The following is a 19,621-nucleotide window of genomic DNA, read 5'->3' on the forward strand; positions in this document are numbered from 1 at the left end:
CCCGGGCTCGTTCGGCCCGTCCATCCGGCCGACGAGGTGACCGGGATTCTCGCCCCGGGAACGGCATTTTCGGCCCCGGAACCATCCCGACGCTCCGCCGCCAGTGAGGCTCAGCTGTCCGGCTCGTAGCCCAGGTTGGGTGCCAGCCACCGCTCGGCCTCGGCCATCGACCAGCCCTTGCGGCGCGCGTAGTCGGCGACCTGGTCCTGGCCCAGCCGGCCCACCACGAAGTACTGCGACTCGGGCAGGCTGAAGTACAGGCCGGAGACCGAGGCGCCCGGCCACATCGCCATCGATTCGGTGAGCTCGATCCCGGTGACCGCCTCGACATCGAGGAGCTCCCAGATGGTCCGCTTCTCGGTGTGGTCGGGGCAGGCCGGGTAGCCCGGCGCGGGGCGGATGCCCGAGTAGCGCTCCGCGATCAGCTCCTCGTTGCTGAGCTGCTCCTCGGCGTACCCCCAGAACTCGGTGCGCACGCGCTCGTGCAGCCGCTCGGCGAACGCCTCGGCGAGCCGGTCGGCCAGCGCCTCCAGGAGGATGGCGGAGTAGTCGTCGAGGTCCGCCTTGAACGCCTGGATCCGCTCCGAGGCCCCCAGTCCGGCGGTGACCGCGAACGCGCCGACGTGGTCGGGCAGCCCGGTCTCCAGCGGCGCCACGAAGTCCGCGTTCGACTTGTGGGGTACGCCGGAGCGGTGCTCGCCCTGCTGGCGGAGGTGATGGAGCACGACGCGCTGCTCGGTGCGGGCCTGGTCGGTGTAGACGATGGTGTCGTCGCCGATGGCGTTCGCGGGGAAGATGCCGTAGACGCCGCGCGCGGTCAGCCACTTCTCCGCGATGATCCGGTCCAGCATGTCCTGCGCGTCGTCGTACAGCTTGCGCGCCGTCTCCGCCGTGGTCGGGTTGTTCAGGATGTCGGGGAACTTCCCCTTCATCTCCCAGGCGTTGAAGAACGGCTGCCAGTCGATGTATTCGCGCAACTCGGCCAGGTCGTAGTCGTCGAGGACGTGCACGCCGGGGGTCTTGGGCTGCGGGGGCTGGTAGTCGTTCCAGTCCACCTTGGTCGCGTCCGCACGAGCCGCCGCATAGGTGATGATCGGCCGGGCGGACTTCTCCGCGTGACGCTTGCGCAGGGCGTCGTAGTCGGCGCGGAGCTCGGCCAGCAGCGGCTCGCGCTTGGTCTCGTGCAGCAGCGCGGAGGCCACCGGCACGGACCGGGAGGCATCCTTGACCCAGACCACCGGGCCGTCGTACTGCTTGTCGATCTTCACCGCCGTGTGGGCGCGGCTGGTGGTGGCCCCGCCGATGAGCAGCGGGATCTCCAGGCCGAGCCGTTGCATCTCGGCGGCGAAACCGACCATCTCGTCCAGCGACGGCGTGATCAGCCCGGAGAGGCCGATCAGGTCGGCGTCGACCTCGCGGGCGGTGTCGAGGATCTTCTGCGCCGGCACCATCACGCCGAGGTCGATCACCTCGAAGTTGTTGCACTGCAGCACCACGCCGACGATGTTCTTGCCGATGTCGTGGACGTCGCCCTTGACCGTGGCCATCACGACGGTGCCGTTGGTGTCCTTGGCCTTGGCGAACTCGGGGTTGGCGGCCTTCTCCTCCTCGATGAACGGGATGAGGTAGGCGACCGCCTTCTTCATCACCCGCGCCGACTTCACCACCTGCGGGAGGAACATCTTGCCCGCTCCGAACAGGTCGCCGACCACGTCCATCCCGGCCATCAACGGACCCTCGATGACCTCGATCGGGCGACCACCGCGCTCCGCGATCTCGGCGCGCAGTTCCTCGGTGTCGGACTCGGCGTAGGTGTCGATCCCCTTCACCAGCGCGTGGGTGATCCGCTCGGAGACGGGCAGCGAGCGCCACTCCTCGGCACTCGCCTCGGCCTGCTCGCCCTGCTTGTTGTGCGCGTCGGCGATCTCGAGCAGACGCTCCGCGGCGTCCGGGCGACGATTGAGGATGACGTCCTCGATGCGCTCGCGCAGCTCCGCGTCCACCTCGGAGTAAGGCACCAGCTGACCGGCGTTGACGATGCCCATGTCGAGGCCGGCCGCGATCGCGTGGTAGAGGAAGACGGCGTGGATCGCCTCGCGGACGGGGTTGTTGCCCCGGAAGGAGAAGGAGACGTTGGAGATGCCGCCGGACACCTTCGCCCCGGGAAGATTCGCCTTGATCCAGCGCGCGCCCTCGATGAAGTCGAGCCCGTACGACGCGTGCTCCTCGATGCCGGTCGCGACGGCGAACACGTTCGGGTCGAAGACGATGTCCTCGGCCGGGAAGCCCACCTCGTCGACGAGGATCCGGTATGCCCGCTGGCAGATCGCGATCCGCTTCTCCAGGTTGTCGGCCTGGCCGTCCTCGTCGAAGGCCATCACGACCGCCGCGGCGCCGTACTTGCGGCACAGGCGGGCGTGCTCCCGGAACTTCTCCTCGCCCTCCTTGAGCGAGATGGAGTTGACGATCGGCTTGCCCTGCACGGTCCGCAGGCCGGTCTCGATGACCTCCCACTTGGAGGAGTCGATCATCAGCGGCACCCGGCTGATGTCGGGCTCGGAGGCGATCAGCTTCAAGAAGCGGTCCATCGCCGCGACGCCGTCGATCATGCCTTCGTCCATGTTGACGTCGATGACCTGGGCGCCGTTCTCGACCTGCTGGGCCGCCACGCTCAGGGCGGTGTCGTAGTCGTTGGCCTTGATCAGGTTGCGGAAGCGCGCGGAGCCGGTGATGTTGGTGCGCTCGCCGACGTTGACGAACAGGCTGTCCTCGGCGAGGGTGAACGGCTCCAGGCCGGCCAGCCGCATGACCGCCGGCACCTCCGCGGGCACCCGCGGCTCCTTGTCCGAGACGGCCTTGGCGATCGCGGCGATGTGGTCGGCGGTGGTGCCGCAGCAGCCGCCCACCAGGTTGACGAACCCGGCGTCGGCGAACTCGGCGATCACCTCGGCGGTCTGGGCGGCCGCCTCGTCGTACTCGCCGAAGGCGTTGGGCAGGCCGGCGTTGGGGTGGCAGGAGACGAACGTGTCGGCCACCCGGGACAGCTCGGCGACGTAGGGACGCATCTCGGTGGCGCCGAGCGCGCAGTTGAGCCCGATCGTGAGCGGGCGGACGTGGCGTACGGAGTTCCAGAACGCTTCGGTCACCTGGCCCGAGAGGGTCCGGCCGGAGGCGTCGGTGATGGTGCCCGAGATCATCACCGGCCACCGTCGGCCGGCCTCCTCGAAGAGGGTCTCCAGGGCGAAGATCGCCGCCTTGGCGTTCAGCGTGTCGAAGATGGTCTCGACCATGAGCGCGTCGGCGCCACCGTCGACCAGCCCGCGGGCCGCGGTGAGGTAGGCGGCCACCAACTGCTCGTAGGACACGTTGCGCGCCCCCGGGTCGTTGACGTCGGGGCTGATGCTCGCCGTCCGCGTCGTCGGCCCGAGCGTGCCCACCACGTAGCGGGGCCGGTCGGTGGTCGCGAACTCGTCGGCGACCCCGCGGGACAGCCGCGCCGAGGCCAGGTTGAGCTCGTAGGCCAGGTCGACCATGTCGTAGTCGCCCAGCGAGACCGCATTGGCGTTGAAGGTGTTGGTCTCGATCAGGTCGGCGCCGGCCTCGAGGTGCTCCCGGTGGATGCCGGCGATGATGTCGGGCTGGGTGAGCGTGAGCAGGTCGTTGTTGCCCACGACGTCCACGTGGTGCTCGGCGAACCGCTCGCCCCGATAGCCTGCCTCGTCCGGACGGTCCCGCTGGATCGCCGTACCCATGGCACCGTCGATCACCAGGATCCGCTCGCGCATCGCCCGGGCCAGCTCCTCGGTGGCGTCGGGACGCCAGCCGACCGAGACGTCGGCCAGGGGCGGGATCGGGGTGGGACGGGTCAAGGCGCGGTCTCCTTCAGTGGCGGTCCGACCATACGGCGGGCGACGCGTCCAGCGTAGGCGGCGGCGTCCGCGGGACGGACTTCGTTCCCGAATCCTGACACCGATTCCGAGGCACCCCGAAATCCGCTCGGGGCCACTACCGGTGCCGCCTTGCCACGACGGGCAGGTGCGTCTCCTAGGCTGGTCGGGTGATCGAGATCGAGGAAGCGCCGGACCTCATCGACCCGGTGGTCATCACCGCCTTCGAGGGCTGGAACGACGCCGCGGACGCCGCCTCCGGAGTGCTGGACCACCTGCTCGACGTCTGGCAGGCCCGGGTGGTGGGTGCGGTGGACCCCGAGGACTTCTACGACTTCCAGGTGAACCGCCCGCACGTGGGTATCGACGATGCCGGCATGCACAAGCTCACCTGGCCGAGCACGCAGATCTCGGTGGCCTCCCCACCCGGTCTCGGTCGTGACGTCGTCCTGATCCGCGGGATCGAGCCGAACATGCGGTGGCGGCAGTTCTGCGCGGAACTGCTGGCCGCCTGCGAGGAGCTGGACGCGCAGCTGGTGATCACCCTGGGGGCGCTGCTCTCGGACACGCCCCACACCCGCCCGATCCCCGTCACCGGATCGGCCAGCGAACCCGAGCTCGTCGACCGGCTGCACCTCGAGCAGTCCTCCTACGAGGGACCCACCGGCATCGTCGGGGTCTTCCAGGACGCCTGCACGAAGCTGGACATGCCCTCGGTCAGCTATTGGGCTGCGGTTCCCCACTACGTCGCCCAGCCGCCGTGCCCCAAGGCGACGCTGGCGCTGCTCGGTCGGCTCGAGGAGCTGCTCCAGTGCAGCATCCCGCTCGGCGACCTGCCCGACGACGCACGGGCCTGGGAGCGTGGCGTCGACGAACTCGCCGAGGACGACGAGGACGTGGCGGAGTACGTGCGCGCCCTCGAGGAGAGCCGCGACACGGCCGAGCTCCCCGAGGCCTCCGGCGAGGCGATCGCCCGCGAGTTCGAGCGCTACCTGAAGCGTCGCCAGGGCGACGCCTGAGCCAGGCCACCGCTCGGCGGTGGTGGCTCAGGGGTGGCTCAGGGGTGGCTCAGCCCCGATCGGTCCGGCGAGCGCCGGACAGGATCACAGACGCAGGCCCAGTGCGGCGTCGAGCATGGTCGCCACGGCGACGGTGGCATCGGGATCGCTGGCGTCGGCGAGATGTCCGGCCCGGCCGAGGGTCTGGTCGACCCAGGTCTGTACCCGCTCCACCGCGCTCGGAGCATCGAGGTCGTCGGCCAGTGCCGCGAGCACGTCGGCCACGACCGGGGCGGAGGGGGCACCCGCGCCGAGGGCCAGGGCCTGGCGCCACTGCGCGATCGTGTCGACCGAGGCGAACAGCTGGTCGTCGGTCCACTCCCAGTCGGTGCGGTAGTGATGCCGCAGGAGGGTCAGACGGATCGCCATCGGGTCGATGTCGGCGTTGCGCAGGGCGGAGACGAAGACCAGATTGCCGCGCGACTTGGACATCTTCTCGCCGAGGTAGCCGACCATGCCGGCATGGCTGTAGAGCTGCGCGAAGCGCTCGCCCGGCCGGGCGACCTGGACGTGGCCGGCACAGATCTCGTGGTGCGGGAAGACGAGGTCCGACCCGCCGGCCTGGACGGTGAACCCGGTGCCGAGGGCGTCCAGGGCGATCGCCGCGCACTCGATGTGCCAGCCGGGGCGACCCCGCCCGAACGGGCTCTCCCAGGCCGGCTCGTCCGGCCGCTCGGCGCGCCAGACCAGCGCGTCGAGGGGGTCCTTCTTCCCTGCCCGCTCGGGGTCGCCGCCCCGCTCGGCGAAGAGTTCCAGCATGACGTCGCGGACCAGCCCCGACTCCTCGCCGAAGGCCGCGTCGGCGGTGACCGAGAAGTACAGGTCGTCGTCGACCCGATAGACCGCGCCGGCCTCCTGCAACTGCTGGATCAGGGTGATCACCAGCGGGATCGACTCGACCGCACCGGTGAAGGTCTGCGGGGGCAGCACCCGCAGAGCGGCCATGTCCTGCCGGTAGAGCTCGGTCTCGCGCTCGGCCAGTTCTACCCAGTCGACCCCGACCTTGTCGGCACGCTCCAGGAGCGGGTCGTCCACATCGGTGACGTTGTGGGCGTAGTGGACCGCGTGACCGGCGTTGCGCCAGGCGCGGTGCAGCAGGTCGAAGGCCACGTAGGTGTTGGCGTGGCCCATGTGGGTGGCGTCGTACGGCGTGATCCCGCAGACGTAGAGCCCGGCGGTCCCCTCGGGCCGGGTCTCGACCCGTCCACGGCTGGAGGTGTCGTAGAGCGTCACCTCCGGCCCCTGGACAGGCAGCTTCGGGAACTCCGGGGCAGGCCAGGCACGCATGCCCGCACTCTACTGGCGCGCGCCCAACGCGCAGAATGCTGTCCGCGTCCGGGGCCTCAGAAGGGCGGCCAGGGGATCGGCGGCCACTCACCGGTCGGGATCGGCAGGGTGCCCTCCTGCAGTAGTGCCACGCACCGGCGTTCCAGCGCGTCGAGGTCGGGGTCGGCGAGCAGGGGGGCCAGCGACTCCCCAAGGTCACCGGCCAGCGCCACGAGTACGGCGGTGACCGCGTCGCGCTCGTCCTCTGAGATCGGTTCGCCCGCCCAACCCCACAGCACCGTACGCAGCTTGGGCTCCCGGTGGAAGGCGATCCCGTGGTCGATCCCCCAGCGGTGGCCGGCCTGCCCCTCCAGGACGTGCCCGCCCTTGCGGTCGGCGTTGTTGATGATGGTGTCGAGCACGGCGATCCGGCGAAGCGCCGGGGTGTCCTCGTGGATCAGGGAGATCGGACGGTCCTCGGCGTCGAGGCCGTCGAATACGTGGAGGTAGCCCTCCGGGGTACGCCCCTCGGGCACCAGGGTCACGGCCTCGTGCTCGTCGGCAGTGTCGATCCAGCGCTGGACCATGCCGGGCCCGTGCGGCCCCTCACGCAGCCATGTGGTGGGCACCAGTCCCCAGCCGGTGGCCTCGGAGACCCGGTAGGCGGCCACCTCCCGGCGGGCCAGATTGCCCTCGGGAAAGTCCCACAGCGGGCGCTCACCGGCGATCGGCTTGTAGACCACCGTGACCTCGCCGATGGTGCCCACGAAGGTGGCGTTGGACGCGGGCATCACTCGGCCGTGCAGGCGGAGTTCACCCTCGGCGAGATCGACGTCGCCCCCTTCTTCCCACCCGGGATCCGCTCCGAACGGGTCGGTCACCGGGTCACTCCCCGGAGGGATCACGGCGCTTGAAACCGTTGGCCCGCACACACAGGTGTCCCTGGGGGTCGACCGGCCGGCCGCAGAAGGGGCAGTCGGGACGCCCCGCCCCGATCACCTGCCGGGCCCGCTTGACGAAGGACCGAGCCGCCGCCGGCGGCATCCGCACGATGACGAGTTCCTCCGGTTCGTCCTCGGCCTCGGCCAGCGCGGCGATCTCCTCCCCCGTCACCGACTCCTCGGGGTCCACCAGGGTGACCTCGGTGAGGGGAAGCACCTCGATGACCACCCGCTCGTCACCGGGATCCCAGGAGAGCGTGAGGGTGCCGACCTGGAACTCCTCCTCGATCGGCTGCTCCAACGGGTCGTTGTCGTCCATGTCCCACGGCGCCACGGCCGGCACGACCGTCGTCGAGGAACGCATCACCTCGTCGAGGAGTTCGTCGATGCGCTCGGCAAGGGCTGCCACGTGCTGCTTCTCGCAGGCGACACTGACCATGCGGGGGCCGCTGCGCGCCTGCAGGAAGAACGCCCGCGCGCCGGGCTCGCCGACGGTGCCGACCACGAATCGCTCGGGCGGATCGAATGAATGCACGACTGGCATGCCCCCCACCCTAGGCAACCGCTGATCGATCCAGTGCGTTGCGCGCCGCGATGCGGTACGCCGACGGCGCCGGGCTCGCGGACGGGCTCCGACATGCCCTCGCTCCCGAGGCTTGCCGGACGCGCTCGCCGCGCGCGGCTCGCGACGCCGCCGTCGATCCGCCTCTCCGGAGAAGGCAGGGGTGAGCGTGCTGGGGGCACGCCCGCACCTGCCGGCCGACAAGACTCTAGTCAGGACGCCCCGAGTCCGGGTCCGGCGCCTCCACCGACCACGGCGTCGCCGGCCGCGGCCGCCCCGGCCGCATCGTCCGGCTCCTCGGTGCGCGCGGCCAGCCAGTCCAGGCTGCCCCGATGCGTGTTGGAACCGAGCACCAGCGGGCGCGCCTCGGTGTAGCGCACCACCGACAGGGACGCCGGGTCCACGTGCAGCCGCTGGAACAGGTCCAGATGCATACCGAGCGCGTCCGCCAGGATCGCCTTGATCAGGTCGCCGTGACTCACCGCCAGCCACACCGCGGCGGCGCCGTGCGCGGCCTCGACCTCGGCGTCGTGTCGGCGTACGGCCTCGACCGCACGGGCCTGCATCGCCGCCAGGGACTCGCCCCCCGGGAAGACCGCCGCCGAGGGCTGGCTCTGCACCACCCGCCACAACGGCTCCTTGGTGAGTGCGGAGAGGGCGCGGCCCTGCCAGTCGCCGTAGTCGCACTCGGCAAGTCCCGGCTCGGTCCGGATCTCGGCGTCCTCCCCACGGGCCGCGAGCACGAGTTCGGTGGTCCGGCGGCACCGCTCCAGAGGGCTGGAGACCACCCGGGCCAGGGGCACGCCGACGGTCCGCTCCCCCGCCCGACGGGCCTGCTCACGACCGGTGTCGTCCAGGTCCACACCCGGCATCCGTCCCGCGAGGATCCCCCCGGTGTTGGCGGTGGATCGGCCGTGGCGGAGCAGGATCACGGTGGCCATGTCGCTCACCCTACGGGAGTCCGGCGACGCCTACCGTAGGTCCGTGATCGTCGACAGCGGCCTGTACCGAGGCGGACGGCGCATCGTCCCGAGCACCGCGCCGCACCGGATCCCCGACCTGCGAGCGGGCGTGCGGGAGCCGGGCGACTTCGTCTGGCTGGGCCTGCACGACCCCGGCGAGGACGAGGTCGCCCGGGTCGCCGAGGAGTTCGAGTTGCACCCGCTCGCGGTCGAGGATGCGCTCTCGGCCCACCAGCGGCCCAAGCTCGAGCAGTACGGCGACACCCTCTTCCTGGTGCTCAAGACCTTGCGCTACGCCGCCGACGACACGGTCGAGACCGGCGAGATCTCGGTCTTCCTCGGTAAGGATTTCGTGGTGACCGTGCGGCATGGTCCCGGGATGCCGTTGGGTGCGGCCCGGGCGGCTCTCGACGGTCGGATCGCCACCGGTGGGCTGGGGCCCTCGGCCGCGGTGCACGCCGTCGTGGACCTGGTCGTGGACGGCTATCTCGAGGTCGTTGCGGACCTGATGACCGACGTCGACGAGGTGGAGACCTCGGTCTTCTCCCCGCAGCGCACCAAGGACTCGACCCGGATCTACACCCTGCGCCGCGAGCTCGCGGAGGTACGCCGAGCGGTCCAGCCGCTGCTGGAGCCGATCCAGCGGTTCGCCTCGGGTGGCGTCTACGTGGACGCCGGCGTCGAGCCGTTCTTCCGCGACGTGCTCGACCATCTCACCCGGGCGGCGGACACCGTCGACTCGCTGGAGACGCTGCTGTCCGGGGCGTTCGACGCCCATCTGGCGCAGCTCAGCCTTCAGCAGAACGAGGACATGCGACGGATCTCGGCCGGGGCCGCCCTGATCGTCGTACCCACCCTCATCGCGGGGGTCTACGGCATGAACTTCAGGGTCATGCCCGAGCTCGACTGGGCCTTCGGCTATCCCTACGCCCTGATCCTCATGGCCGCGACGGTGGTCGGATTGTGGATCTTCTTCCGTCGTTCCGGCTGGTTCTGAGCGCGCTTCTGAGCGCCCTTCCAGGCAGGCCGGATCAGGCCTGGAGCACGCCGGTGGACACCAGCACGAGCGTCGCCCCGCCGAGGAGGATCCGGTAGATGACGAAGGGCAGGTAGGAGTGGGTGGAGATGTAGCGCAGCAGCCACGCGATCGCGGCGTACCCCACGGCGAAGGAGACCAGGGTGGCCAGGATGGTGGGCCCCCAGCCGTAGCTGTTGTCGCCGTGCGGGATCTCGGGGAGCTCGAAGAGGCCGGCGGAGAACACCGCGGGGATGGCGAGCAGGAAGGCGTAACGGGTGGCGGTGGCCCGCTCGTAACCGAGGAGGCGACCGGCCGAGATGGTGGCCCCCGAGCGCGAGACGCCCGGGATGAGTGCCAGCGCCTGCCCGAACCCCATGAACACGGCATCGCGCAGGTTGAGCTGCTTGAGCTCCTTGACGTTGCGGCCGTACCGGTCGGCCAGACCGAGCACGATGCCGAAGACGATCAGGGTGGTGCCGATCAGCCACAGGCTGCGGAACTCGGACTCGATGGTGTCCTTGAGGGTGACGCCGAGGATCCCGATCGGGATCGAGCCCACGATGATGTACCACCCCATCCGGGCGTCCAGGTGACCGCGTAGCTCCGGTGTGTAGAGGCTGCGGATCCAGGTGACCGCGATCCGCCAGATGTCGCGCCAGAAGAACAGCATCACCGCCACCTCGGTGCCGATCTGGATCACCGCGGTGAACGCAGCACCGGGATCACCCCAGCCGAACAGCTCCGGGAAGATCCGCAGGTGGGCGCTGGAGGAGATCGGCAAGAACTCGGTCAGACCCTGGATCAGGCCCAGGACGATCGCTTGCAGGTAATCCATCGACTGCTCTCTACTCGAGGTGGTGACGCCGGCCCGGCCTGCGACGAACGCCTCGGTGAGGTCGTCCGCGCGCCGTCGGGCCCCGCGAAGCCTACGTGGTCACCGGCCAGCGGCGAGCCACCGTCGGGCGATGTCGAGCGGGCGGCTATCTTCACCCCCATGCAGTTGCGACCTCTGGGAGCCACCGGGCTGAAGGTCTCGCGTCTCGGGCTCGGCACGATGACCTGGGGCCGGGCCACCGATGAGCACGACGCCCGTGACCAGTTGATCGCCTTCGTCGAGGCCGGGGGCACCCTGATCGACTCCGCCTCCGGGTACGCCGACGGTGGTGCCGAGCGCATGATCGGTTCCCTGCTCGGTGACGTCGTCGCCCGCGACGACGTCGTCCTGGCCACCAAGGCCGGGATCGCCCGGCATCGCGGACGACGGGAGATCAACGCCTCCCGCGGCCATCTGCTGCGCAGCCTGGACACCTCGCTGGCCCGGCTCGGCACCGACCACGTCGATCTGTGGCAGGTGCACGTGTGGGACGACACCGTGCCGATCGAGGAGACCCTGGGTGCGCTGGACACCGCGCTCAGCACGGGTCGGGCGGCGTACGTCGGGATCTCCAACTACACCGGCTGGCAGACCGCGCAGGCGGCGACCTGGCAGCGCGCCGTACCGGGGCGGGCGACGCTGGCCTCCACGCAGGTGCAGTACTCCCTGCTCGCCCGCGAGGTGGAGTACGACGTACTGCCTGCTTGTGCCGCGCTGGGGCTCGGTGTCCTGGCCTGGTCACCGCTGGCCGGCGGGGCGCTGACCGGCAAGTACCGCGGCGGCACTCCCGCCGATTCGCGGGGTGCCCAGCGCGACTTCACCGGCCGGATCGAGTCCTATCTCGATGCCCGCGGCCGCGGGATCATCGAGTCGGTCGCCCGTGCCGCCGAGGGCCTGGACTGGCATCCGCTCCAGGTGGCCCTCGCGTGGGTGCGCGATCGGCCGGGTGTGACCGCACCCATCCTGGGCGCCCGCAATGCCGCCCAGCTGCGTCTCGGACTGGCCACCGACGGCCTCGTCCTCCCACCGGAGATCGTCGCCGCTCTCGATGACGTCTCCGCATGACCACCGGATCCGCCCAGCGAGGGAATAGGCTGCCCGGAACCTGAGGCAGCGACCCAGGCCCCACGACAACAGGAGGTACTCACCTTGGCCCGACACGATCGGCGGCCGCCGGCGCGTGGTGTGGAGTGGGAGTTCGACCGGGTCACCTTCGACCGCGAGTTCCCCAGAGGCGTGGTGACCAAGCTGCTCGTCGAGCGGGCCGAGCACGGGGGCTGGGAGCTGGATCGGGTGCGCATCACCTCCGACGGCACCCGCCGGGTGGTCCTGCGCCGCAAGATCATCCGGGCGGTCCGCACCGCCTGAGGCGGAGCGAGAGGAGGTCACCGGGCAGTGGGACGCACCGACAGCGCCACCTTGAACATCGCGACCTCGCCGGCGGCCGTGCACCGCGCCCTGCTCAGCGCGGTCGCGCTGGAGCGCTGGCTGCCGCCTGCCGGGATGACCGGTCGGCTGCTCGAGCACGACCTGCGCGTCGGTGGGTCCTTCCGGATGGAGTTGGTCCACCTCGACCCGAGTGACTCGCCCGGCAAGACCGCGCCCGACCGCGACGTGACCGAGGTGCGGATCCTGGAGGTGGTACCGGACCAGCGGGTGGTGTGGCAGGTGGAGTTCGATTCCGCGGATCCGGCGCTGGCCGGTGTGATGACGATGACCTGGAGCTACTACGCCCAGCCCGAGGCGACCCACGTCGAGGTGCGGGCCGACGACGTACCGCCCGGGATCGAGGCGGCCGCCCACCGTCGGGGGCTCGATGCGTCGCTCACCAACCTGGCCGCCTATCTCGCGGGGTCGTGACCACGGCTCAGACGTCGTCGAAGAAGCGATCAAGCACCCTGGTCCCGAACTCCAGGGCGTCCACCGGCACCCGCTCGTCGACACCGTGGAAGAGCGCGGTGAAGTCGAGGTCGTCCGGCAGCCGCAGCGGGGCGAACCCGTAGGTCCGGATCCCGAGCTTGCCGAAGTGCTTGGCATCGGTACCCGCGCTCATGAGGTACGGCGCCACGACCGCCTCCGGGTCCTCGGCGAGGAGGGACCGGCTGATCGCGTCGACGAGATCACCTTCGTACGGCGTCTCCCAGGGCCGCTGCCGGCTGAGGAAGTCGATGTCGATCCCGTCTCCGCACAGCTCGGCCAGGGTGGCGAAGAAGTCGTCCTCGTGGCCCGGCAGGAACCGACCGTCCACATAGGCGGTGGCCTCGGTGGGGATGACGTTGACCTTGTAGCCCGCCTGGAGCTGGGTGGGGTTGCTGACCTGGCGCAGGGTCGCCCCGATCATCCGCGCCGCCGGGCCGAACTCGTCCACGAGTCGCTCGGCGTTCTCCGGCGTCGCCTCGGTGCCGGCCAGATCGGCCACGGCGGCGAGCAGGGTGCGCATCGTCGGGGTCAGCGTCACCGGCCACTCGTGGGTGCCGATCCTCGCCACCGCGGCCGCGAGCCGGGTGACGGCGTTGTCGTCGTTGATCATCGACCCGTGCCCGGCCCTGCCGCGGGCGGTGAGGCGCATCCACGCCATCCCCTTCTCCGCAGCCTCGATGAGGTACATCCGGCGTCCTCGGACGGTCGCGCTGAACCCACCGACCTCACCGATCGCCTCGGTGCAGTGCTCGAACTGGTCGCGGTGCGACTCGATCAGCGGACCCGCGCCGCGCAGGCCGCCGGCCTCCTCGTCCGCGGTGAAGACCAGGGTCACCGGCCGCTGCGGGATCCTGCCCGCGCGCTGACGGGCACGCACGACGCTGAGCACCATCGCGTCGAAGTCCTTCATGTCGACCGCGCCACGGCCCCAGACGTACCCGTCCCGGATCTCGCCGGAGAACGGGTCGACCTGCCAGTCCGCCGCCTCGGCGGGTACGACGTCGAGGTGCCCGTGCACCAGCAGGCCGTCGGTGCGGGTGCCGTCACCGCCCCACTGCGCGATCACGTTCGTGCGGCCGGGGCTGGACTCGTGCAGCGTGCTGGCGATGCCGACCTCGTCGAGCAGGCCGGCGACGTACTCCGCGGCCTTCCGCTCCCCCGGCCCGTCGTCGCTGCCGTAGTTGCTGGTGTCGATCCGGATCAGGTCACGGCACAGGTCGACGACCTCGTCCTGGACGTCGCTGCTGCGGGGTTCGGTGGCCATGGGCCCACCGTAACGGGCGGCAGGCCGGTCGACCCGGCCGGCCGCCGCTCGCTTCCACGGGCCGGTCGGCCCTCAGCTCCGATCTCCCTGGGCGGCGACCGCGTCCAGGCATTGGGTGAGTACGGCGTCGATCGGGCGGGTGTCGTCGATGGCCGCGCCGGCCTCGTCCGTCTCCAGCGGCTCGAGCGTGTCGAACTGTGAGCGCAGGAGGGAGGCCGGCATGAAGTGCTCGCGACGCTCCATCCGGCGGTGCAGGGTGTCGTAGTCGGCGTCCAGGTGGAGGAAGAACAGGTCGGCGTACCCGTCGCGCAGCCAGTCGCGGTAGCGGCGGCGGAGCGCGGAACAGGCCGTCACCGACGTACGGCCGAGTGCCTCCTGGCGCTGGATCTCGGTGCCCAGCACGTCGAGCCACGGCCGCCGGTCATCATCGTCGAGGGGGATCCCCTTGGACATCTTCTCCACGTTGGCCCGCGGATGATAGGTGTCCCCCTCTACGAAGACGCTGTCCAACCGGGCCGCGAGGGTCTCGCCGATGGTGGTCTTGCCGGTGCCGGAGACACCCATCACGACCAGGTGACGGGGCCTCATGGCACGACCAGCCACAGCAGCAGGGCGAGCCCGAAGATGGACAGCCCCAGGGTGGTCTCCAGCACGGTCCAGGTCCGCAGAGTGACCGCCTCGGTCATCCCGAAGAACCGACTGACCAGCCAGAAGCCGGAGTCGTTGACGTGGGAGAGCACGGTCGCGCCGGCGGCGATGGCGAAGACCACCAGCGCGATGTCGAAGTCGCCGAGCCCCTCCGAGGCGACCTGGCTGGCGATCAGCCCGGCGGTGGTGGTGATCGACACGGTCGCCGACCCCTGGGCCACCCGCAGCGCGGTGGCGATCAGGAATGCCTGGAGGATCAGGGACAGGCCGAGCCCGGAGAGCGAGTCGGTCAGCGCCTCCCCGATCCCGCTGGCCCGCAGCACGCCGCCGAACATGCCACCCGCACCGGTGATCAGGATGATCGCGCACACCGGGCCCAGGGCCTGGTCCACTATCCCTGCCGACTCACGGACGGGGAACCGGCCCGGGGAGAGCAGGAAGATGGCGGCGAGGGTGGTGAGCAGCAGCGCGATCGGCGTCTGCCCGATCAGCACCAGGAAGTCACCGAAGGCGGAGTCCTCGGCGAGGGTGCCCGTCGTACGGAGGGTGCTGACCACGGTGTTGAGCCCGATCAGCAGCATCGGCAGCAGCAGGATGCAGATCACCGTGCCGAAGGACGGCGGTGGTCCGTACTTGGGGGTGTCGCCGGCGTCGTCGGCCAGCAACGGCGGGTGCGCCAGGGTGTCGTCCGCACCGATGCGGACCGCGACGAGGTAGCCGCCGACGAACCAGGCGAGGACGGCCACCGGGATTCCGAGCAACAGGGTCAGCCCCATGTCGCCGCCCAGGCTGGCCACCGCCGCGACCGGGCCCGGGTGGGGCGGCACGACCGCGTGCATCGCTGCGAAGCCGGCCGCGGTGGGCAGCGCGTAGATCAGCACCGGGCCGCCGAAGCGGCGTGCCACGGTGAAGATGATCGGCAGGAAGACCACCAGGCCGGCATCGAAGAAGATCGGGAAGCCGAAGATGAGGGCCGCCACGCCGAGGGCGAACGGTGCGCGCTTCTCCCCGAACCTGGTGATCAGGGTGTCGGCGAGCACCTGGGCTCCACCGGTCACCTCCAGCAGTCGGCCGATCATCACACCGAAGGCGACCAGTAGGGCCACCGACCCCAAGGTGCCGCTGAACCCGACCAGCAAGGCATCCGGTACGTCGGCCAGTGGGATGCCGGCCGCCACCGCGGTCACCGTGCTGACCAGGGTCAAGGCGATGAAGGCGTGCAGCTTCACGGCCATGATGAGCACCAACAGCACCGCTACCGCGGCCGCCGCGATGAGCAACATCACAGGGGTGCTGTACGCCGGTTCCAAGGGATCCACGAGAGTCCTCCCGAAGGCGGAATGGGGCCCATCGACAGTATCGGACCCGCGTGACCCGCGTCACCGACCGCGCCGTCAGCGCCGTGGGGTCTCCGGATCGTCCCGCAGGTTGTCGGGGTCGATGTGCGCGGCCAGATCCGCCTCGCTCTGCGCGCGGATGGTGCGCTGCAGGTCGGGCTGGTGGCCCAGCTTCTCCTCGGTGATGGAGGTGACCTGCCGCTGCCAGTCGGCGAGAGCACGGTCGTGGGCCTGTTTGAGCGCCGCCCCCAGCATGGCGTACGCCGACGGGGCCCCCTGGGCGTACACGACGTCGACCAGGAGTCCGCTGCCGTCCACGGTCGCGGTCACGAGCCCACGGTCGGAGCGGCCGGTGCCGCGGATCTCACGCAGCTCGTTCGCCGCCTGCATCGCCTCCTCGGCACGGCGCTGATGCTGCTCCATGATCCGCGGGAGGTTCTCGGGGGTGAAGTCGGTGATCAGTTCGTCGGCCATCTCACTTCTCCTCCCCCAGCAGCCGCATCACGGCGGCGGCCATCGGACGCTCGAACAGCTTGGCCGTGTCCTCCGGCGAGATCGACCGCCCGCCGCCCAGTTCGTCTCGAGCCGCGTTGATCGCGGTCATCGTCTCCTCGCGCAGCTGATCCCGCGACAGGTAGGCGCACTCCGGGCCGAACTCGGCCGACTCGAGCATCCCCTTGCCGTTGACCCGCACCTTGATCTCGCCCTCCAGCCCCTCGCCCTGCGCGGACTGCGGACGGCTCTCCGCATCGGCCCGTGCTTCGGCGTCCGCGGCCACCGCGCTCTCGAGTCGGCGCGCGGTCTGTTCCATCAGCTCGGCGAACATCGCGGCGTGGGGGTGGGGTCGGTCCAGCGGGTTGCTCGGCGGCCGGATCGGCCCCAGGTTGAGGCCGGGCTGGGTGCCTGGGTCGGGTACGTCGGCTGGTGGCATGGGTGTCCTCTCCTCAGAACTCGGCCGGTCAGCCGCCGGGCTGGGCGCGCTGGACGCCGCCGGCGATCGACTTGATGATCTCGGCGAACGATCCGACCGCAGCCGCGATGTCGTCCACGCTGCTGGTGGCGCGCGTGATGGTCGTCGTCAGTGTCGTGGTGGCCCGGGCGCTGTCGGTCACGGTGATACTGATCCGCGCCGTGGCCATCGGGATCACCCAGGTGAGTCCGATCCCCAAGGTGGCGCTGGCCTGGATGACGTAGCTGATCAGCTGACCGACCAGTTCCGACACGATCCACTTCACGAAGCTGCGGACCGCGTCGACGACCCCGCTGGCCACGGCCAGCCCCAGGCCGATGCACCGATACCCGTGCGCCGCCTGGTACATCCCGCTGATCAACGCGTTGGTCAGCACGGAGTAGGCATCCGCCGCGACACCGGTCCAGTTCGCCAACGCCTTCTGGACCACGGCGTGCAGCTGCTCGGCCGCGGCCTCGGTCTGGGTGGCGATGTTCTCCCAGGTCTGGCCGATGCCTTCGACCAGTGCGGGGTTCCCGGCCAGCGCGTCCAGGGCCTGCGGCAGCGGCGGCATGTAGTCCATCAGGAACCCGGCCGCACTGGAGAGCAGCGTTCCGAGCGGGTCGACCACGGCGGCGAAGGCCGACGCCCCGAAGCCGAACGCGCTGATCGCGGCGCTCGCCCAGTCGCCGTCGCCGAGTGCCGTCGCGGCGCTGACGAGGTCGGAACCACCGGGGATCCCCTGGGCCAGGCCGGAGTAGTCGCCGTCCGCGATCTTGGCGTACGAGGAGCCCGCGAAGTCGATGGGGTCGACGGCGATGATGTCGTCGGTCATCAGACCTGCACCCACTTGGGGTCGAACCGCTCCGCCACCTGTCCGTCGGTGAGTTCGAAGATGGTGGCCACGGCGTCCAGCCCGCCCGCCTCGGCGTCGGCCAGCCCGGCGAGTGCCTCCATGCTGCCCAGGGCGATGGTGCTCATCGCCAGCACGGGAGGAGTGAAGAACGAGCAGAGCAGGCCGAAGGCCTGGGGGCTCATCCCGGTCACCGTCGACCCGGCGCTCTGGATCTCGCCGACCCGACTGCTCACGTCCCTGACCTCACCGGCGTGCCGCCTCAGGTCGCCTGGTGTGACGTCGAACCCACTCATGCTTCGCCATCCCTCGTTGTGCCAGTGACTCGTGAACGGTCCGTGTCGTTCCCGTCTCGACCGAGCTCAAACCTCATCCGGACGATCACGGCTCTCCGGTGCGGGTGTCGCGGTGAGCGCCCGGACGACGGATCGGGCCAACTCCAGCCGGTCGGTGAGCGCGGAGACGTCGGGTTCCGTCGTGGTGACCAGGGTGAGCTCCCCCGCGCCCAGGATGAGGGACGCGGACAGCTCCCGGACCCTGGGGAGCAAGGGGCCCAGCCGAACGCCGACCGTGGTCGCGTCGACGCCCGCCGCCAGCATGCCGTGCACGCCGTACCTTTCGCCTTCCACCCCATCGGGGATCAGGAACGGCGCGGCGAACCCCGTGGGTCCGGCCACCATCGCCGGTGGGGTCGCCAGCACGGTGGGCGCGCCCGCCCAGCGGCACGGCAGCCTGACCAGGTGCAACGCGACGGGGAGGCCCACGACGGCGTACCGATTGAACCGGGTCGCCACCCACGACTCGACGACGAGATCCGGCGACCCGTCGAGGACCAGCAAACAGCGTTCGTGCCGGATCTGGCTGGTGCGCACCCGATCCGGGAACTCGCGATCGGTGACCTCGTGCTCCTCGAAGACGCGGTAGCCGTTCTCGCGCGCCCAGGCGGCCACCCCGGACCGCGCCGCGCCGGATCGGGCCACATCCAACCGCTGGACCCGGCGAGGCCGCACAGCCATGAGGACGCCTGCCACCAGGAACACCAACAGGATCAGCGCCACCAGCACCAGCATCGCGATCGATTGCATGCGCCCGATCGTGCCAGCACCTGTCATACACCTGCGTCGTCGGGTCATGCGGGCACCCGCGCTGTCAGCGGTCCGGAACGACTTCGGGCCCCGACCGATGGTCGGGGCCCGAAGCACTGCGTGCGCGAGGGGGGACTTGAACCCCCACCCTCTATACGAGGACTAGCACCTCAAGCTAGCGCGTCTGCCTATTCCGCCACCCGCGCAGTGCGAGATGAACATTAACAGCCACCCCGGCACGAGACGAATCGGGGTCGACTCCTGCCTCCCTACCGGCGATGCTCCGGTCCTGTCGTCGGGACGAGGGTCCGTAGGCTGGTGCCCAGGGGCAGGTCGTCCCATCCAGTCTGCCTCGCCCGGCCACGCCGGGTGACGCCGAGAGAGTGCGGAGTCAGCCATGACCTTCCGGGTCGGATTCGTCACCGGTGCCACCCCCGACAAATGGGCCCGGGCCTGGCGGGAACGCTCCCGCGAGCGACTCGAGCTCGAGCCGCTGGAGGAGACCGGTCAGGAGACCGGGCTCCTGGACGGCAGCCTGGAGATGGCGTTGCTGCGCCTGCCGGTGGACCGATCCCGGCTGCACTGCATCCCCCTGTACGACGAACTGCCGGTCGCGGTGATGGGTCACGAGCACGTGCTCACGCTCCTGGATGAGGTGAGCACCGCCGACCTCGACGAGGAGCAGCTGGTGCTGCCCCACCGGTCCGGATGGACGCCGCGGGCCGAACAGCTGACCTGGCCCGCGATGACGGAGAAGGACGCGATCGAGACGGTGGCCGCGGGCACCGGGGTCGCCGTCGTACCCATGTCGGTCGCGCGGCTCTATCACCGCAAGGACGCGACCTACCGGGTGGTGACCGACCTCGAGCCCACCCGGATCGGGCTGGCCTGGCCGATCAACGAGGACCGCGACCCGGCCGCCGAGGAACGCGTGCAGACCTTCATCGGCATCGTCCGCGGCCGCACCGCCAACTCGAGCCGCCGCTGAGCCCTACCG

At 70.5% G+C, this 19,621-nt stretch carries 20 protein-coding genes and 1 tRNA gene; 6 read left to right on the forward strand and 15 right to left on the reverse strand.

The features are described 5' to 3' along the window. Window positions 1-110 precede the first annotated feature (110 nt). A complete protein-coding gene (metH, locus tag G515_RS0115685) occupies window positions 111-3,869 on the reverse strand; it encodes a methionine synthase (protein ID WP_051218472.1) in 3,759 nt (1,252 codons plus the stop codon). A gap of 188 nt (window positions 3,870-4,057) precedes the next feature. Here metH and G515_RS0115690 point away from each other — a divergent pair, with 188 nt between their 5' ends. Beyond that, entirely contained in the window at window positions 4,058-4,906 is an 849-nt protein-coding gene (locus tag G515_RS0115690) for a PAC2 family protein (protein WP_028660905.1), read from the forward strand. An 84-nt stretch (window positions 4,907-4,990) separates the two neighbouring features. On the opposite strand, the gene mshC is transcribed toward G515_RS0115690, so the two are convergent. The 4 genes from mshC to G515_RS0115710 all read right to left on the reverse strand — a co-directional run bounded on the left by mshC (window position 4,991) and on the right by G515_RS0115710 (window position 8,655). After that, window positions 4,991-6,232, reverse strand: coding sequence for a cysteine--1-D-myo-inosityl 2-amino-2-deoxy-alpha-D-glucopyranoside ligase (gene mshC / locus G515_RS0115695; protein ID WP_028660906.1), 1,242 nt, complete (start codon window positions 6,230-6,232; stop codon window positions 4,991-4,993). A 56-nt stretch (window positions 6,233-6,288) separates the two neighbouring features. Then, window positions 6,289-7,092, reverse strand: coding sequence for an SCO1664 family protein (locus G515_RS0115700; RefSeq protein WP_036555881.1), 804 nt, complete (start codon window positions 7,090-7,092; stop codon window positions 6,289-6,291). Window positions 7,093-7,096: 4 nt separating this feature from the next. Beyond that, the gene (locus G515_RS0115705; protein ID WP_028660908.1) at window positions 7,097-7,696 is read right to left on the reverse strand and encodes a DUF3090 domain-containing protein; all 600 of its coding nucleotides are present in this window, start codon (window positions 7,694-7,696) and stop codon (window positions 7,097-7,099) included. A 230-nt stretch (window positions 7,697-7,926) separates the two neighbouring features. Beyond that, a complete protein-coding gene (locus G515_RS0115710; protein ID WP_028660909.1) occupies window positions 7,927-8,655 on the reverse strand; it encodes a histidine phosphatase family protein in 729 nt (242 codons plus the stop codon). A 43-nt stretch (window positions 8,656-8,698) separates the two neighbouring features. Here G515_RS0115710 and G515_RS0115715 point away from each other — a divergent pair, with 43 nt between their 5' ends. Next, the gene (locus tag G515_RS0115715) at window positions 8,699-9,673 is read left to right on the forward strand and encodes a magnesium and cobalt transport protein CorA (RefSeq protein WP_028660910.1); all 975 of its coding nucleotides are present in this window, start codon (window positions 8,699-8,701) and stop codon (window positions 9,671-9,673) included. 34 nt (window positions 9,674-9,707) lie between these two features. Here the strand turns inward: G515_RS0115715 and G515_RS0115720 are convergent, their stop codons facing one another. Continuing rightward, window positions 9,708-10,529: an undecaprenyl-diphosphate phosphatase gene (locus G515_RS0115720; RefSeq protein WP_028660911.1), complete on the reverse strand. Its 822-nt coding sequence runs from the start codon at window positions 10,527-10,529 to the stop codon at window positions 9,708-9,710. Between the two features lie 159 nt (window positions 10,530-10,688). On the opposite strand from G515_RS0115720, the gene G515_RS0115725 reads away from it, so the two are divergent. The 3 genes from G515_RS0115725 to G515_RS0115735 all read left to right on the forward strand — a co-directional run bounded on the left by G515_RS0115725 (window position 10,689) and on the right by G515_RS0115735 (window position 12,428). Next, a complete protein-coding gene (locus G515_RS0115725; protein ID WP_028660912.1) occupies window positions 10,689-11,633 on the forward strand; it encodes an aldo/keto reductase in 945 nt (314 codons plus the stop codon). A gap of 120 nt (window positions 11,634-11,753) precedes the next feature. After that, the gene (locus tag G515_RS0115730) at window positions 11,754-11,936 is read left to right on the forward strand and encodes a DUF5703 family protein (protein ID WP_028660913.1); all 183 of its coding nucleotides are present in this window, start codon (window positions 11,754-11,756) and stop codon (window positions 11,934-11,936) included. A 27-nt stretch (window positions 11,937-11,963) separates the two neighbouring features. Beyond that, window positions 11,964-12,428 carry an SRPBCC domain-containing protein gene (locus G515_RS0115735; RefSeq protein WP_028660914.1) on the forward strand — a complete coding sequence of 155 codons (465 nt, stop codon included), beginning with the start codon at window positions 11,964-11,966 and terminating at the stop codon, window positions 12,426-12,428. A gap of 7 nt (window positions 12,429-12,435) precedes the next feature. On the opposite strand, the gene G515_RS0115740 is transcribed toward G515_RS0115735, so the two are convergent. The 9 genes from G515_RS0115740 to G515_RS0115780 all read right to left on the reverse strand — a co-directional run bounded on the left by G515_RS0115740 (window position 12,436) and on the right by G515_RS0115780 (window position 18,830). After that, entirely contained in the window at window positions 12,436-13,752 is a 1,317-nt protein-coding gene (locus G515_RS0115740) for a M20/M25/M40 family metallo-hydrolase (RefSeq protein WP_028660915.1), read from the reverse strand. Between the two features lie 72 nt (window positions 13,753-13,824). Next, entirely contained in the window at window positions 13,825-14,340 is a 516-nt protein-coding gene (locus G515_RS0115745; protein ID WP_036555882.1) for a gluconokinase, read from the reverse strand. Continuing rightward, the gene (locus tag G515_RS0115750) at window positions 14,337-15,719 is read right to left on the reverse strand and encodes a GntP family permease (protein WP_028660917.1); all 1,383 of its coding nucleotides are present in this window, start codon (window positions 15,717-15,719) and stop codon (window positions 14,337-14,339) included. The genes G515_RS0115745 and G515_RS0115750 overlap by 4 nt, the downstream gene beginning before the upstream one ends. 75 nt (window positions 15,720-15,794) lie before the next feature. Then, window positions 15,795-16,211 (reverse strand): YbaB/EbfC family nucleoid-associated protein, encoded by a 417-nt coding sequence (locus G515_RS21830; RefSeq protein ID WP_036555883.1) that lies wholly within the window; start codon window positions 16,209-16,211, stop codon window positions 15,795-15,797. 1 nt (window position 16,212) lies between these two features. After that, window positions 16,213-16,668 (reverse strand): hypothetical protein, encoded by a 456-nt coding sequence (locus G515_RS0115760; protein WP_028660918.1) that lies wholly within the window; start codon window positions 16,666-16,668, stop codon window positions 16,213-16,215. Between the two features lie 28 nt (window positions 16,669-16,696). After that, complete coding sequence (locus G515_RS21835; protein WP_051218473.1) at window positions 16,697-17,521, reverse strand: hypothetical protein; 825 nt, start codon at window positions 17,519-17,521, stop codon at window positions 16,697-16,699. Then, window positions 17,521-17,835 carry a type VII secretion target gene (locus G515_RS21840; protein ID WP_036555884.1) on the reverse strand — a complete coding sequence of 105 codons (315 nt, stop codon included), beginning with the start codon at window positions 17,833-17,835 and terminating at the stop codon, window positions 17,521-17,523. Before G515_RS21840 ends, G515_RS21835 begins: the two co-directional genes overlap by 1 nt. A gap of 66 nt (window positions 17,836-17,901) precedes the next feature. Continuing rightward, the gene (locus G515_RS0115775) at window positions 17,902-18,624 is read right to left on the reverse strand and encodes a hypothetical protein (RefSeq protein ID WP_028660919.1); all 723 of its coding nucleotides are present in this window, start codon (window positions 18,622-18,624) and stop codon (window positions 17,902-17,904) included. 121 nt (window positions 18,625-18,745) lie between these two features. After that, window positions 18,746-18,830, reverse strand: a tRNA-Leu gene (locus tag G515_RS0115780). Window positions 18,831-19,021: 191 nt separating this feature from the next. Between G515_RS0115780 and G515_RS0115785 the strand changes: the two genes are divergently transcribed. Beyond that, complete coding sequence (locus tag G515_RS0115785) at window positions 19,022-19,612, forward strand: LysR family transcriptional regulator substrate-binding protein (RefSeq protein ID WP_028660920.1); 591 nt, start codon at window positions 19,022-19,024, stop codon at window positions 19,610-19,612. Window positions 19,613-19,621 lie beyond the last annotated feature (9 nt).

It is taken from the genome of Nocardioides insulae DSM 17944, assembly GCF_000422825.1.
In the GTDB taxonomy this organism is placed as follows: Bacteria; Actinomycetota; Actinomycetes; order Propionibacteriales; family Nocardioidaceae; genus Nocardioides; species Nocardioides insulae.